This is a genomic window from Eubacterium ventriosum, from assembly GCF_025150745.1.
GTDB lineage: Bacteria > Bacillota > Clostridia > Lachnospirales > Lachnospiraceae > Eubacterium_G > Eubacterium_G ventriosum.
In genome coordinates, this window is sequence record NZ_CP102282.1 from 2,459,405 (window position 1) to 2,474,583 (window position 15,179).

The window sequence follows — 15,179 nt, forward strand, 5'->3', positions numbered from 1 at the left end:
ATCTCCTCTTAATTAATTACTGATCCATACCATTAAAACTTGGATATGCATTTTCACCGTGCTGTGATATATCAAGTCCAATTCTTTCTTCTCTATCTGTTACTCTAAGTGTTGTAAATATTCTTACTATTGCTACACAAATTAAGGTTCCCACAACTGCAATTACAATTGTAATAAGTATTCCTTCTATCTGTGCTACAAATAACCTCCATTCGCCATAAACTAATCCGTCCCATTTTGCTACCGGATTAATAGAACTTTTTCCAAATATACCTGTTGCGATTCCTCCCCATATACCACCTATTCCGTGACAACCAAATGCATCTAATGCATCATCAATTTTTAATTTTTTCTTTATAAGTATAACTCCATAATAACATATTGGGCTGACAAGAGCACCAATTATAAAAGATGACCAAATTGGAACAAATCCTGCTCCCGGTGTAATAGCTACCAGACCAATTACCAAACCAGTTGAGGCTCCTACCAAAGTTGTTTTTCTGTCATTTATTACATCTAATAACATCCATGATAACAATGCTGACGCCGATGCAATAGCTGATGTCATAAATGCATGCGCCGCAAGTCCGTCTGCTTTCAAGGCACTTCCTGCATTAAATCCAAACCATCCAAACCAAAGTATTGTAGCCCCTAATACAACAAATGGAATATTATGTATTCTGTATGTCGCTCTCTCATAACCTTTTCTTCTTCCAAGAATAATTGCAAGTACCAATGCTGTTATTCCTGAGCTGATATGTACAACATCTCCTCCTGCAAAATCTACAGAACCTAATTCTGCCAAAAGTCCCCCCTGCCCCCATACCATATGTGCTAACGGATAATAAACTATTATTGACCATATTGCCACAAATATGAATAAAGCTTTAAATTTCATTCTTCCTACAACAGAACCTGTAATTAACGCCGGTGTGATAATTGCAAACATCATCTGAAATGCACAAAATACTAAATTAGGAATTGAATCTGAATAAGGTCCAGTGCCCCATCCAACTCCTTCTAAGCCAAGCCATCTGAAATCTCCTATTATTCCACCATGATTTCCACCAAATGCTAATGAAAATCCAAACAATGCCCACATAACAACAGCTAATCCCATAATCATAACTATTGCCATCATAGTGTTAACTACATTTTTTCTTCTTACTAAACCTCCATAGAAAAATGCCAACCCCGGTGTCATAAAAAATACCAAAGCCGCACAAGTCAACATAAAACCTGTGTCTCCTGCATTCATGCAATAATACCTCCTGCTCTTTTAACATATTTTTCTTAATTCTCATCTTGTGTACCAAAACATTTCAATGCCATAAATTTCAGTCCAAGTATTTATGGCATCGAAAAGGGCGCCTGGCCATAAAGCCAAACGCCCTTGTTTGTTGACGTGAAGTCTATCATTTATTAAGTGAAAACACAAGTATATATTTTATTTTTTTAATTATCTAATGAATTTATTTAATTATTTTAAGTTTTTACTTAATTTTGTTTAGTCCCTTTCCAATGCCTATTGCAATCTTCTTTAACGTTTTGCTTGAATGGTCGCTTCTCTTATCTCCCACTTCCAAATCTACAGATGGTATTGTTGAGTAAGAAGTCTGAGTAAGATCTATTGCCATGGAACCATTGCCATAAATTTTAACACCGGCACTTCTCATTCCGTTTACAAGGTTCTTTCCTAAATTATTGTGTTTCTTCCAATTCTTTGAAACAGGATACATACTTCTATATTTGTTGTTGTTAGGAACACTAATATAGAAAGCTCCTTTATTAGAAGATGTTGAATCATAATGTAATGCAATATGGTAATCCGCATTATTATTAGCAAAAACTGTTCTTGCTATATTATCTAATTGTGCATCATCGCTTTCTCTAACCATAAGAACATTATAGCCTTCTTTTAAAAGCTGTTTCTTAACAGTCATAGCAAGTTTAAGTGTGGCTGTTGCCTCCCTTGTTCCATCGGCTAGAGTTGTTCCACCATTAATAGATGTAGCAGTTATGGCTCCCTGTCCTGTACTTCCTCCTGTAACCTTGCTACTTCCATCAGGATGGCATAAAGTTTTAACACTTTCTCCGCCTCTTGTTCCATGTCCTGCATTTACACATACTGTTTTGTTTTTCTTTTTAGCTGCATTAGAGAAATATAATGTAGGTGAATCAGTATGAATCTTTGAATTTTTTGCAAATTCCCACTTAGTATTCCATGCAATAACTTCTGCTACATTACTCCACTCAGAATAATATTTTTTATTATTCTTTTTTACGTAAGCACTAACACGAACATAATAGTTCTTAGACTTATTTACTTTTGCAATCTTAGTCTTTGTCTTTGATGCACTTTTTACATTTTTGTTTTTTACGTTCTTGAAATCCTTATCATTAGAATACTGGATTCTATAGCCATTAGCCTTTTTATTCTTTTTCCATGAAACAGAAATAGTTCCTGACTTTCTTGTTACCGTGTCTATGCTAATCTTCTTAACATTAACCTTAACATTAGTCTTGTTTGTTGTCTGCTTATTTGTTACCTGCTCATTTGTCTTAACTACAACATTTGATATGGTTGGATTCGGCGTGGTAGCTTTTGGAATATCCGCATAACTATTACCTGTTCCTTGGAAAAACACTACCGTAGCTATAATTAATGTAAAAGCAACTATTTTATTAACTACTCTTTTACTCATTTGTACCTCCTGAAAATTGTAAATATCTGTAATTTAATTATACCATTTTTTTGTCTTATTGTTTATTTTAATATATCTTATATTTTTTTCTTTTCTTAAAGGCAATTTCATTGTAAAATAAATATAATGAAAACGACAGAAAGGAGCGAATACATGAAAAAAAAGCTTAGTATTCTGCTATGTTTAACACTATTAATTCTTAGTGGTTGCCGTGCTTCGGGAAATACTATCCGATTCGGTGCCGCTGATATTGGTGGTATGTATTACTCTTTTGCTAACACTTTTACTGAACTGGCAAATGAGGAATATGATAATTATAAATTTGAAGTTAGAACCACTGCAGGTTCATCTGCTAACCTGCGACTTTTATCTGACAACTATATTGAGTTAGGTATTGCCCAAGCTGATTTGCTTAACAACGCTTACAAGAAGAACAGCAATCTGCGTGCCATTGCAGGATTATATACCGAAGCATGTCAGCTTGTTGTAAAGGCTGATTCAGATATTAAATCAATTAACGACCTTTCCGGTCATACAGTAAGTATTGGAGCAGAAGAATCAGGTACTGAATTAAACGCCAATCAGATATTGGAATTTTCAGGTATGCCTTCTTCCATTGTTACAACTAAGAATATGGATTACATTGATGCTGCTAATAGCCTTAAGTCAGGTGACATTGATGCGTTCTTCTGTACAGCCGGATTAAAAACTACAATTATTGATGAGCTTTCAAGAGAATGTGACATTCGCATTATTCCTATTGATGACACAGTTATCAACAAAATGCTCACATATTCAAGTTCTTATAGTCGTTATACTATTCCTGCCGGAACATATAAGGGACAGGATGAAGATATAAACACAATTGGAGTAAAGTCTGTTCTTATAACATCAGACTCTATTTCAGAAGCTCTTGTTAAACAGCTTACGCAAATGCTCTTCAAGAAATCAAAAGAACTCCAGTATTCAACATCCCTGGATCTTCAGATTGATGAAAAATTTGCCACTGACGACATTACAATTCCTTTTCATTCAGGTGCAGAATCCTACTATAAAGAAAAAGGAATTAATCTAAATACACAATAATTAACAGAAAGGGTAAATAATGAAGATTCAATTGGATATGTACCAGACGTTAGCTGTTGCTGTTTTGGTACTTTTACTTGGAAATTTTTTAAAGAAACGAATTAACTTTTTGGAAAAATTTTGTATTCCTTCTCCTGTAATCGGAGGACTTTTGTTCGCCATTATGACATGTATTTGTTACACAACAGGAATTGCTGAATTTTCCTTTGATGACACTTTACGAGAAGTTTGCATGGTATTCTTTTTTACATCTGTAGGATTCCAGGCAAATCTTAAAGTTTTAAAAAGCGGTGGTAAATCACTGATTGTATTTCTTGGACTTGTTATCGTATTGATACTTCTCCAGAACGTTACTGCCGTAGGACTTGCCAAAGCTTTAGGACTTGATCCTCTTATTGGAATGTGTACAGGTTCAATTCCAATGGTTGGTGGTCACGGTACAGCCGGAGCTTTTGGTCCTGTACTTGAAGATTTTAATATCAGTGGTGCTACTACAATATGTACAGCTGCTGCCACATTTGGACTTATCTTCGGAAGTTTAGTTGGTGGTCCTCTTGGTAAGCGTCTTATTGAAAAACATAATCTACTTGATACTGTATCAACAGATGATGACAGCTTACTTGTAGAAGATGAAAAGAAACATGAACGACATACTAATATGTATCCTGCTGCTGTTTTCCAGCTTATTCTTGCTATTGGACTTGGAACTATTTTTTCAATGTTCCTTACACAGACAGGACTTACATTCCCTATTTATATTGGTGCCATGCTTGCCGCTGCACTTATGAGAAACATTTGCGAATACACAAGCATTACTACTATTCACATGGGTGAAATTAACGACCTTGGTGGTATTAGCCTTTCATTATTCCTTGGAATGGCTATGATTACTTTAAAGCTTTGGGAACTTGCTTCTCTAGCTCTACCACTTGTTATTTTATTAGCAACTCAGGTTGTTTTAATTTGTGTTTTCACTTATTTTGTGGAATTTAACATTATGGGAAGAGATTACGATGCCGCTATTCTTGTTTCAGGAACTTGTGGTTTCGGTATGGGTGCTACACCTAATGCCATGGCAAACATGCAGGCAGTTTGTGAAAAATATGCTCCTTCAGTAAAGGCATACCTGCTCATACCACTTGTAGGAAGTTTGTTTGCTGACTTCCTTAATAGTTTAGTTATCACATTTTTTATTAATATATTATAATTTTGAGGAGTAAAATATGTTTGAGAAATTGAGAAAATTTTTTGAAGCAAAAAAAGAACAGCATGAGTATAATTACAATGTTACGTTCGACAACGTAGCCATTCCTGAGGTTCACACTCACAAATCAGATAAGCACGAAGAGGAAAAACCTAAACACTCTCCGATAAACTATGAAAATGTAGCTATACCGGAAGTTCATATTCGTACAAAGAAAAATAAATAATATTATATGGATTTTCAAAAATCCTTAATTAAATTCTAAAAGTCCGCTATCATTTTGCGTCTTGATAACGGACTTTTTTTATTTTAAATTCATATACAATAGTGGATAAATATTTCCTTCTTCATCAAGGTCTGTCCTTTTATATGTTTCAACTCCCATATATTCATAAAAACCAACTGCCCAGGGATTTTGTTCATTTATACTTTCCTCTCCGTTCAATACAAAATTCAATAACTGTTTTCCTATACCTTTTGACCGCATATTCTTTTCAACAATCACTCCATATTCAGCCAATTAAATTATATCCATTATCTAGCCATATAAAATCACCTTCAAACCATATTTTTTCAATTATAGCTTGAAGGTGATTATTTTTAAAGTTACCATTAAATTTAATAGTGACTGTGATATCGGATGTAAAAAGTATTATTTTTTTGTCTTTACCTTTATCGTCTTGGACCAAATTCCACCAATTTTCTTATATTCTTTTAGAGTGGATACGTCAGTTGTAATACTATATCTTATGTAGTAAGTTGTGTTAGGCTTTAGCTTTTTAATTGCCCTAAGTCCACCGCCCTTTTTATCCCATACAGTTTTAGCATTCTTAAATGATTTATTTTTTGAATATTGAACAATATCAACAGGTATCAGCATTTTTTCAAAGGATATCTGTTTTTTCTTTATATTAAGACGCTTCTTTTTCATCTTTGGTGGTCTGTTGTCCAACGAAAGAACTATCTGTGTAGCTTCTGTTGCTCCTGTTTTATAATTTGCTGCAATATTCACCAGAATAATATTTCTGTTATTTTTAAAATAAGATCTGTTTACAGTAATTGATGTTTTCTTATAATCGGTCTTTTTAAAGAAAGCTTTCGAGTTTTTCCCGATACCGGTGTATGTAATGTTATAACCTGTACATCCAGGAGACTTAGACCATGACAATACATATTGATTATTTTTTACATTGCTTACAAAAAGATTTTTTACTTTAGTTTTGTGTTCCGTTCACTAATGTCTTACATCTCTTAATGCATAAACATTGTCTATTTGTCTAATAACTATTATATCACTTTTATGCTACTTTTTCACTTGCTTTATTATCTATGCATGTAACCCTAAAATAAAATTTTAAATTCCACTCTCCTACCTTACAGTGGAATTTACTTTTACATAAGTGGAATTTAACCTTTCACACCATTTTCATCTACCTGTAGTGGTCAAGCATTTTTGTAACACTTTGTTCGATAAATATCTATCTGTAACGAGCTTCCATTGGTGTTAAATAATCATTGTACGAATGAGGACGAACATAATTATACCAATTGATATATTTCATGGTAAGCTCATCCATCATCTCCACACTTGAAAATGAGGTTACATTAAAAAACGGTGGTATAAAGGCATTCTTCCCTGTATTCGTTAGCCCACTTGCTAACGGAACTTTTTGCAACATTGAATTCAACAGCAAGTTGATGTATTGATCTGTCGCCTGCCATATAGGCTTTAACTACTTCTTTTTTGAAGTCTTCGCTGTAACGTATTGACATAATTATGTCCTCCTTGTTTGAGTAATATTATAATATATTATTCGAACGAGGTGTTACAAATTTAGTTTACCACTACAGAAGTTTTTTTCATTTTTTAACATACTCATCTTATTTCCCATGCCCTTTCATTTCAGGTATGGGATTTTTTCTGTCCTTCATGATAACGAACTTTCCTATAAAGTAAACAAGAGCTATAAGCTCATTTCATGAACTTACAGCTCCATCAATTATCATAGAATGTCTATTTACAGACTTTATTTCACAGTCTCCTCTCATCTAGGGAGAGCTTGCAAACTCTTATTGTAAATAATTCTATTTTTTCATAACAAAAGTTCCAGATTCTCTCCATTTTCTTCACATGTGCAAGTCATAATAAAATCCATACCAACCAAATTTCCAAAATATCTGTCTCCACCAAATTCACATTCTAATTGATTTCCCCAATATATGCTCTGATCATTCAAGAATTTAACTTTTTTCACCACTTGACAACGATATGCCAAATCGCCTCTTATTACATATATTCAATGTTTTCAGCGTGTCTTTCAGGAATAATGCTTTTATAAATTTCCATAATTTTTTCAAAAAAATATAGAGCCTCATTTCTGTTTTCAAAATCAAGGTCATTCAATATTACTCTATCCAAGAAATTTTTTCTCCTAAACTGAAATTTGTGCCGTTTATTCCTTATCTAATTTGCTTCTTAATTCCAAAATATCATTTCTGATTTGTTCAATAACTATCTTAAATTTCTCATCGCTTTTTCCTGTTGGATCTTCAATTCCCCAATTATCATCAAACGGTCTTCCAATAAATGGACATCCTACATTGCAACCCATAGATATTGCAATATCTGGATCTGGAATATCATTAATAAGCTTACTATGCTGTCCCTCTGCTTCCATGTCTATTCCATGCAATTCCTTCATGATACGGACAGCGTCCTGGTTAATCTGTGGTTTTGTTTCTGTTCCTGCTGAGTAACTTTCAAAAACATCTGATGCTAAATGACGTCCAAGTGCCTCTGCAATCTGACTTCTACAAGAATTATGTACGCAAATAAAAGCTATTTTTTTCTTACTCATAAAATGGACACCTCTCTTTTATACACTGTTTATTGTGTTCTATCTTTTGAATTATTATAGATTATAATTCAAAACGTATCAATGGCAGATATACTAGACTAGTACATACATTTAATAACTTTAACCTTAACCGTTACTGCTTCTTAATAACATAAGTAATATTTCTAAAATCATAATATCCTAATGTATAATTTGAGTAATGGAAATTTATTTCAAGACAAGCTATTAAAATGTTAAAAATGCCACTATTATCATTAATATAAGATGGTGTCCTCTTTGTTTTCTAATTATATAATTTCTACAAAGCATTTAAGGAATACTACCAGATGACTCCACGAGAATACCTAAATTGATTTATTTGACAGGTCGGCTGTTGGTTCATTTAGGATTTTGTACTCGTTAAGTAGAAATCTTTCTTCACCATTCCACAATGCTTTACTTACTTCAGAATTTGGAAGTGATAGATTTTACATATTTTCTATATAATCAATTGCCTGTGATAAGTCCTCTAAAACCACTTCTGCCTTGTCTTTGTGAGCCTGACTTGGTTGTAGCATATCAGGAACGCAAATAACCGGAATATTTCCATTGTACGCTGCATCAATTCCTGCTTCAGAATCTTCAAAAACCACAGCTTCTTCCGGTGTTGCTCCAAGCTTCTTGCACGCTTTGAGGAATATTTCGGGATTTGGTTTCCCTATATTAACTTCATCTCCACAAATCGAATCATCTAAATAGTCAGTTAGTTTCATTTTATTAATTATTAAATCCACTTTATCTCTGTTACTCGATGATGCTAAAATAGTTTTGCAATTATTTTCTTTTAAATATGTTAATAATTCAATCAACCCTTTCTTTAGGGCAACTCCTTCTTCTTTGATTTTATCTGCACACATTGAATAAACTTTTTCGATGCATAAATCTGAATCAAAATCTTGTCCATATTCATCCTTTAATAATTTCTTACAATCTCTTAAAGTTCTTCCTGTCATTGTTACATAAAACTCTTTTGTAATTGAAAGCCCTAACGTAGCCATATATATTTTATATACATCAAGTGTCAATCTTTCGCTATCAATCATTAATCCATCCATGTCAAATATTGCTGCTTTAAACATTTTTATCTTCCTTATCACTAGGTACATATCCTACAACCTTTTTACCAACATGTTCTCCAAAGAAGCTAATAAGTGGTCCTGCAAAGAATCCAAAGAAAAATGTTGCCACACCCACTGTTGCTCCAGTAAAATATCCTATTGCAATAGCTGTACAATCATATACCATTCTAACATACCTGTATTTTATTTTTCCGTTTGATTTCATTTCAAAAACCTGACCTAATCTGTCCCACGGAGCTGCTCCAAGATCGCATGACATATAAATTCCGCAACCACAAGCTGCAATTAACACTGCAACTGATAACAATATAATTCTTAGAACCATTTTGTCCGCAAAATTTTCTGCATTAATACCTAACTTATCTGTCCAAAAAACATTAAACTCGATCATATATCCCAATAAAACCATATTAATAATAGCACCAATGCCAAAGCTTCTTCTATCAAACACAAAAATAATAGCAAATAATACTATATTAATCAATAACTGATATGTTCCTAAGCTTATTGGCAAATGACTGCTTACACCTAAGTTCATGCATGTAAACGGGTCAGTTCCAAAATCAGCTGCATACAAAAATGAAATTCCGAAACTTATAATATAATTACCAAGAAAAGCCATTATTACTCTTCTTATCAGGTTATTTTCTTTCCAATTCATATATATCCTCATATAACCTAATTGTTTAATATTAAGCTCTCAGATTATACATTCCTTTCTTTTTTATAAAAAGAACTGCTTAATTAAAAACAGTTCTTTTTATTATAATGTTTATCTTTGTCTATAAGTTTTGAAAGCTTCCAATACTACATCTATGTCCTCATCTTTCAACATCTTTGGTCCACCTGCAAGTAAAGTATTATAATATATATTAGCAACAAACTCTATCTGCTCTGCTATATCCATAGCATACGAAATGTTCCCTGCACAAGCCAATAATCCATGATTTCCCAATAAGCATGCATAATTGTCACCCATTGTTTCATATGCTGCCTCAGCTAATTCATATGATCCAATCGTTTTATATGGTGTACATGGAACTTCTCTTCCTGAATATGCAATTAAATAATGCATTGGTGGAATAGATTTACCCATTGTTGCAAGGGTAACAGCATATCTTGAATGTGTATGTACAACTGCTTTTATTTCCGGTCTTTTCTGATAAAAAATTCTATGCATATCTAATTCACTTGATGGCTTAGCTGTTCCTTCAACTTTTTCTCCTTCCGGTGTGCAAATAACAACATCCTCAGGGGTTGTCTTATAGTAATCCATGCCACTTGGAGATATAGCAAAAAGATTTTCTTTTTCATTATATATGCTTATATTTCCAAAAGTTCCTACAGATAAGTTTCTCTCTAACAATTGCTTTCCGTACTCTACAACCTGTTCCCTTTCTTCTTTTAATAACATATTGAACCTCCTTTAAAACTTTCTATGCTTCTAGATCTTTTTCATTAACAATACGATTTGTAACACCTGTTTCAAAATATCTGTCTAGCTCAGCCATTAATAAAAATGGTGATTTTGGAACTGCATCTTCTGACATTCCGGCAATATGTGAAGTCAAAAGAACGTTATCCATTTTTATTAAAGGACTGTCTGATGGAATTGGCTCCTTTTTAACTACATCAAGGGCTGCTCCTTTAAAATATCCTTTCTGTAAAGAAGTAATAAGTGCATCTTCATCAATCAGACCGCCTCTTGCTGTATTAATAAAGTAAGCTGTTTTTTTCATTAATTTAAAATAGTCCTCATTTATAATCCCTTCTGTCTCCGGAGTTAATCTTAAATGTAATGAAACGATATCCGCTTTTTTAAATACATCCTCCATCGTTTCAACTTTTTTGATAAATCCAAGTCCCTGTTGAGCCAATCTTTCTTCTGACACAAAAGAGTCATAAGCAATAATTGATACTCCCAAAGCATTAAGTCTTCTTGCAATAGCTGCTCCCACGTTTCCTATACCAACTAATCCTACCAGATGACCATTGAACAGTTTAATCTGCCCTGTATTGTAATATTCATGCATCCATTGTCCATTTCTAATAAACTTATCAGATAAAGTAATATTTCTTGTAATGTCTAACATTAAACCAAGTGCAAAATCTGCAACAGGTTCTGCATTTCGAATCACATTAAATACCGGAATATTGTGATTACTTGCTTCCTTTACATTAATATGTTCTACTCCACCTCTTGAAGTAAGAATAAGTTTTAAATTCTTTCCCTTCTCAATTATATATTTGGGTATGGGAGAAAAATGTGTCATCACAATATCCGCATCAACTATTGCTTCCTCTAATCCTTCAGCAATAGGTGCTGCATCAGAGCCATGATTTTCCAGATTCTGCTGATTTTCTGCAAAATGTGTTTTGTCATAATCTCCCCAAAACAATTGCGTAATCTTGCCACAATTAATTTTACTCTTTTCCAATGACTCTACCATCACGTCTGTAGACACATACATATCCCCAATCACAACAATGTTTTGTGGTGATGAAATCAAATCCTTCATTCTGTTAACACCTCCTATTTTTTTAAATCCATTTATATTTTTTACATGCGTTATAAATTCCATCCTCTAATACTTCATCTGTAACATATGTACTTACTTTCTTAACCGTTTCGAGACCTTGTCCTAAGCAAATTGATATATCTGCTCCCTTCATCATTTCAAGGTCGTTGTTAGAGTCTCCAAAAGCCACATAACCATCCATATTATAGTACTCTAACATTTTTTCTATCCCCTTCTTCTTATTTATTCCTTTATTAACCACGTCAAGATAATCATTTTGGCCATGATATAATTCAATTTCCTCTATATCCTTAAACACAGATATATCACATCCACACGGAGCACACATAACCATTCCAAAAATATCATTTCCCTTATATTCTTCATATGATGGCATATCCATATGAAAATATTCACATGCCGTTTTTGCATATTTAAAATATTCGTTAGCCATAACAGTTCTTTTTTCTTCCAAAAGCATCATATTATACTTTTGTTCATTAACTTTTTCTATTAATCTCCTAACTACATCTTTAGAGTATGCATAATTATAAAACATAACTCTTTCTTTGTTGTAAATGCCTTGTCCGTTAAAGCACACATATCCATCCCATGGAACGTCAAAAAAGATTGATGGATTAGCTTTATTAAATAAAGGTCTACCTGTAGATATACAAATTTTGTGACCATTTTCCTGTAGATTATGTAATGCTTCTATTGTTGATTCAGGTACTTTTCCTGTTTTGCTATCTACCAATGTATCGTCAACATCAAAAAATAATATTTTTTTATCGTATCTTTTGTCCATAGTCTTTTCCTTTAAAAAATATTTTTACTATCTCATATTTTGCCCAATTTGCTTTATACAAAAAATAATACCGCAAATACAACTGCACTAATCATTAACAAGCCACCAATAACTTTACAAATCTTTACTGTTTTCTTAATGTTTACTTTGTAGAAAGTTTCAAATGAAATAAATGGATATGGTAAAAAGAAAAATGCTATACCACCTAACATTTGTGAACAGCTTAATAACAATAAGTTTTGAATACTAAATAGCTGTGTAATAATATAAATAACACATGCTACAAATATAAGCATAAACATAGCTGTTTTTCTTTTTTTATCTTTTTGAATATAACTTTCAAGGGCTGCTTTACATTCGTCATTGCAAACCTTAAAGCTTCTTGTAACTGCCATTGCCCATTTATATTTATGTCCTAACTCATTTCCACAATAAACACACTTTGTCTGATCCTCAGGTCTTTCTGTATATTCTTTATCTAAGTTTAAAGCCATAACTCTTTCCTCCTTTAAAACAAATCAGGCAACTGTCTTCTTGGAAAAGCAGTCGCCCTTTTTGTACTTTGTTTTATTATTAAATTGTCATTTTTTATATACTTATAGCTGATATTTTGCTGCCTGATTTTCCATCCAATCAACGAATGTATATCTATTCTTTTTGAAGAGAACATATAATACTACGTAAACAACAATGATAATTGCAATTGCAATATAGTTCTGGAACCAGAAAGCTGCAAATAAACCAACAATAAATGGATGACACAATACACCGAATGAAACAATTGATACACCTGCTGCATTGTAGTCTGCAAGGTTAACACCCTGTTCTATAGCAATCTGAGTCATTGCCGGACAGAACTGAGATACGATAATCATACCAAGTGAGAACCAAATTACATTCATAGCTACTGTCTTAGCAATATTACCATTTGATGTTGCACAGAATACTTCTGACATATATGGTAAAGCTACTAAGTCAGCCATAGGAAGAATAATATTTCCCGGAAGTACGAATGATAATATTAAAATTATTGGAATTGAAAGGATACCAGCTGCTAATGTGTTAGGTTCACCATAAGCTACTGCATCGTTAACTGATAAGTACCAGTCTCTATCTTTTCCTTTTTCAGCTGCTTTTGATTTGTAAGCATCTGTGATAATTGTAAAGGCACCTGCAAAGATACCCGCAACTCTTGGGAATACTGCCATAATAGCTGCTGTTGAAACTGCTGCTGTAATTATGCTACCCCAACCAGCTACTGTAGTAAGATCGTTAATATTTCCAAGGAAACCAATTAAAGCACCAACTACTAAACCGATAAACATTGGTTCGCCAAAAATACCAAGTTTCTTCTGTAATGTTGTTGCATTGATTTTAATCTTATCAAATCCAATCTTTCCAAGTATCCAGTTCATAATAACAGCAAATGGAAGTCCCTCTAAGTGGTGAGGCGCTGTCATACAGCACTGTGGATAATTGTAGAAAGTTGAAAATCTCTTAGCAAATGCTTCTGAGAATAATAAGATATAAAGTAACTGTACTAACATACAAATTAATGCGAATGCAAAACTCTTTGTATGGAAGTATACTAATGAACCCCAGATCATAAATGAGTAGTTATTCCAAAGATCTGATGCCATAAATACATCTGTAAACTTACATAAGAATAATACAATCTGTAAGATAATACAGATACCAATCCAGATAAGACCTACCTGAGTACCGTAAGCAATAACAGAAAATGCCTGCCAACCTACGTCTAAACAACTAAGTTTTACACCTGTACTGTCAACCATAGACTGTACTACCGGTGCTATAATACCTGAATAACTGTTAATAACTAATGAGAAACCTGTTAATCCAGCTGCACAAAGTAAAGCAGCTCTAAACGCTTTCTGTCCTTTACATCCCATAAATAATGCAATAATAAATAGCATTACAGGTACACAGAATGAAGATCCTAATGTTGAAAGAACATCTCCTACTGATTGAAAAAATTGAGCCATAAATTTTCTCCCTTCTTTAATTTAAATTAACGTTTACCTCTCGCTAATTAACCTTCTAAAATTTTTAAACAATCTTCGATTACCTGTTTTTCTGCCATTCCTGTTAACATGCCTACAGCGTTAACTTTTGGAATGTCGTAATCCTGATAAACCGGGCTAACACATGCGATAATATCATATTTGTTTCCCATAAGTTCTGTTTCAACACCACCCGGGCTTGTTTCAACAGTTGTACAATCCCAACCAGCTTCTCCTAACTGGTCTCTTAACTTATTAGCTACCATGTTTGAGCTAACTGTTCCTGATCCGCATACGCATAAAATTCTGCAAGTTTTCATTTTACGTATCTCCTTTCGTTTCATATTTTTTCTAGTCCTCTAAGCCAATATGCTTATAAGCGACCTTATAAAGTTCCTCGTTTGTTGTTGCATCCTTAAATTCCTTTGCGATCTCCGGTTTTTGAAATACATTCATAACTTTTGATAAAGTCTCCAGATGTTGACTAGGATCTGTAATTGCCATCATAAATAACATTTCTGCCTCAACCGGTTGATCTTCCGTTCCCATATGTATGAATGTTACTGGTTTTGCTAGCTTTGCTACACAAACGCCGGATTTATATACATGTGGTGGATCTGTGTGTGGCATTGCCACTCCCATATCCGCCAATTGTAATCCTGTTGGATATACTTTTTCCCTTGCAACAACGGCATCAATGTAAGTATCTTTTACAAATCCGTTATCTAAGAAAATCTGACCTACTTTTCTAATTGCTTCTTCTGATGTTTCTGCCTGAACATCAACCGCTATTAATTCTGGATATATTGAATTCATACTTTCTCCTTTTTGTTTTGTTATTCTCTTTTGTGTTTTTG

The 15,179-nt window shown here is 33.3% G+C and carries 21 protein-coding genes and 1 pseudogene; 4 read left to right on the forward strand and 18 right to left on the reverse strand.

Annotated features, from left to right (window positions below; genetic code table 11):
* Positions 1 to 16: 16 nt before the first annotated feature.
* Positions 17 to 1,258 carry an ammonium transporter gene (locus NQ558_RS10970; protein ID WP_005360350.1) on the reverse strand — a complete coding sequence of 414 codons (1,242 nt, stop codon included), beginning with the start codon at positions 1,256 to 1,258 and terminating at the stop codon, positions 17 to 19.
* A gap of 235 nt (positions 1,259 to 1,493) precedes the next feature.
* Complete coding sequence (locus NQ558_RS10975; RefSeq protein ID WP_005360347.1) at positions 1,494 to 2,705, reverse strand: N-acetylmuramoyl-L-alanine amidase; 1,212 nt, start codon at positions 2,703 to 2,705, stop codon at positions 1,494 to 1,496.
* A 153-nt stretch (positions 2,706 to 2,858) separates the two neighbouring features.
* Between NQ558_RS10975 and NQ558_RS10980 the strand changes: the two genes are divergently transcribed.
* The 3 genes from NQ558_RS10980 to NQ558_RS10990 are packed head-to-tail and all read left to right on the forward strand — an operon-like array spanning position 2,859 to position 5,221.
* Positions 2,859 to 3,791 (forward strand): TAXI family TRAP transporter solute-binding subunit, encoded by a 933-nt coding sequence (locus NQ558_RS10980; protein WP_040446313.1) that lies wholly within the window; start codon positions 2,859 to 2,861, stop codon positions 3,789 to 3,791.
* A gap of 19 nt (positions 3,792 to 3,810) precedes the next feature.
* Positions 3,811 to 4,998, forward strand: a complete 1,188-nt coding sequence (gene gltS, locus NQ558_RS10985) for a sodium/glutamate symporter (RefSeq protein ID WP_005360340.1) — start codon at positions 3,811 to 3,813, stop codon at positions 4,996 to 4,998.
* A gap of 16 nt (positions 4,999 to 5,014) precedes the next feature.
* Entirely contained in the window at positions 5,015 to 5,221 is a 207-nt protein-coding gene (locus tag NQ558_RS10990) for a hypothetical protein (protein ID WP_005360337.1), read from the forward strand.
* Between the two features lie 78 nt (positions 5,222 to 5,299).
* Here NQ558_RS10990 and NQ558_RS10995 read toward each other — a convergent pair whose 3' ends face one another.
* The 7 genes from NQ558_RS10995 to NQ558_RS11020 all read right to left on the reverse strand — a co-directional run bounded on the left by NQ558_RS10995 (position 5,300) and on the right by NQ558_RS11020 (position 7,853).
* Positions 5,300 to 5,515 carry a GNAT family protein gene (locus NQ558_RS10995; RefSeq protein WP_242652105.1) on the reverse strand — a complete coding sequence of 72 codons (216 nt, stop codon included), beginning with the start codon at positions 5,513 to 5,515 and terminating at the stop codon, positions 5,300 to 5,302.
* Positions 5,516 to 5,647: 132 nt separating this feature from the next.
* Positions 5,648 to 6,163 carry a hypothetical protein gene (locus NQ558_RS11000; protein WP_040446310.1) on the reverse strand — a complete coding sequence of 172 codons (516 nt, stop codon included), beginning with the start codon at positions 6,161 to 6,163 and terminating at the stop codon, positions 5,648 to 5,650.
* Between the two features lie 310 nt (positions 6,164 to 6,473).
* On the reverse strand, positions 6,474 to 6,674 hold the full coding sequence (locus NQ558_RS13220; protein WP_084812538.1) for an integrase core domain-containing protein: 201 nt from the start codon (positions 6,672 to 6,674) through the stop codon (positions 6,474 to 6,476).
* Complete coding sequence (locus tag NQ558_RS11005; RefSeq protein ID WP_005360329.1) at positions 6,601 to 6,768, reverse strand: helix-turn-helix domain-containing protein; 168 nt, start codon at positions 6,766 to 6,768, stop codon at positions 6,601 to 6,603. The genes NQ558_RS13220 and NQ558_RS11005 overlap by 74 nt, the downstream gene beginning before the upstream one ends.
* 320 nt (positions 6,769 to 7,088) lie before the next feature.
* The gene (locus NQ558_RS11010; protein ID WP_181991105.1) at positions 7,089 to 7,250 is read right to left on the reverse strand and encodes a hypothetical protein; all 162 of its coding nucleotides are present in this window, start codon (positions 7,248 to 7,250) and stop codon (positions 7,089 to 7,091) included.
* Positions 7,251 to 7,282: 32 nt separating this feature from the next.
* A complete protein-coding gene (locus NQ558_RS11015; RefSeq protein WP_259907574.1) occupies positions 7,283 to 7,414 on the reverse strand; it encodes a hypothetical protein in 132 nt (43 codons plus the stop codon).
* A gap of 34 nt (positions 7,415 to 7,448) precedes the next feature.
* The gene (locus NQ558_RS11020) at positions 7,449 to 7,853 is read right to left on the reverse strand and encodes an arsenate reductase ArsC (RefSeq protein ID WP_005360326.1); all 405 of its coding nucleotides are present in this window, start codon (positions 7,851 to 7,853) and stop codon (positions 7,449 to 7,451) included.
* A gap of 293 nt (positions 7,854 to 8,146) precedes the next feature.
* On the opposite strand from NQ558_RS11020, the pseudogene NQ558_RS13225 reads away from it, so the two are divergent.
* Positions 8,147 to 8,206, forward strand: a pseudogene (locus tag NQ558_RS13225) (AraC family transcriptional regulator); the annotation flags it as partial.
* A 114-nt stretch (positions 8,207 to 8,320) separates the two neighbouring features.
* Here the strand turns inward: NQ558_RS13225 and NQ558_RS11025 are convergent.
* The 9 genes from NQ558_RS11025 to NQ558_RS11065 all read right to left on the reverse strand — a co-directional run bounded on the left by NQ558_RS11025 (position 8,321) and on the right by NQ558_RS11065 (position 15,138).
* Positions 8,321 to 8,971 carry an HAD family hydrolase gene (locus tag NQ558_RS11025; protein WP_005360321.1) on the reverse strand — a complete coding sequence of 217 codons (651 nt, stop codon included), beginning with the start codon at positions 8,969 to 8,971 and terminating at the stop codon, positions 8,321 to 8,323.
* A complete protein-coding gene (locus tag NQ558_RS11030; protein WP_005360319.1) occupies positions 8,964 to 9,632 on the reverse strand; it encodes a YczE/YyaS/YitT family protein in 669 nt (222 codons plus the stop codon). The genes NQ558_RS11025 and NQ558_RS11030 overlap by 8 nt, the downstream gene beginning before the upstream one ends.
* Positions 9,633 to 9,743: 111 nt before the next feature.
* The gene (locus NQ558_RS11035) at positions 9,744 to 10,385 is read right to left on the reverse strand and encodes an L-fuculose-phosphate aldolase (protein ID WP_005360318.1); all 642 of its coding nucleotides are present in this window, start codon (positions 10,383 to 10,385) and stop codon (positions 9,744 to 9,746) included.
* Between the two features lie 22 nt (positions 10,386 to 10,407).
* Positions 10,408 to 11,490, reverse strand: coding sequence for a 2-hydroxyacid dehydrogenase (locus NQ558_RS11040; protein WP_040446447.1), 1,083 nt, complete (start codon positions 11,488 to 11,490; stop codon positions 10,408 to 10,410).
* 22 nt (positions 11,491 to 11,512) lie between these two features.
* The gene (locus NQ558_RS11045) at positions 11,513 to 12,298 is read right to left on the reverse strand and encodes a Cof-type HAD-IIB family hydrolase (protein ID WP_005360310.1); all 786 of its coding nucleotides are present in this window, start codon (positions 12,296 to 12,298) and stop codon (positions 11,513 to 11,515) included.
* 53 nt (positions 12,299 to 12,351) lie between these two features.
* Positions 12,352 to 12,792 (reverse strand): hypothetical protein, encoded by a 441-nt coding sequence (locus tag NQ558_RS11050; protein WP_005360309.1) that lies wholly within the window; start codon positions 12,790 to 12,792, stop codon positions 12,352 to 12,354.
* A gap of 102 nt (positions 12,793 to 12,894) precedes the next feature.
* Complete coding sequence (locus NQ558_RS11055) at positions 12,895 to 14,304, reverse strand: PTS transporter subunit IIC (protein ID WP_005360308.1); 1,410 nt, start codon at positions 14,302 to 14,304, stop codon at positions 12,895 to 12,897.
* Positions 14,305 to 14,351: 47 nt separating this feature from the next.
* Positions 14,352 to 14,642, reverse strand: a complete 291-nt coding sequence (locus NQ558_RS11060; RefSeq protein ID WP_040446308.1) for a PTS sugar transporter subunit IIB — start codon at positions 14,640 to 14,642, stop codon at positions 14,352 to 14,354.
* Between the two features lie 31 nt (positions 14,643 to 14,673).
* Complete coding sequence (locus tag NQ558_RS11065; protein ID WP_005360306.1) at positions 14,674 to 15,138, reverse strand: PTS sugar transporter subunit IIA; 465 nt, start codon at positions 15,136 to 15,138, stop codon at positions 14,674 to 14,676.
* Positions 15,139 to 15,179 lie beyond the last annotated feature (41 nt).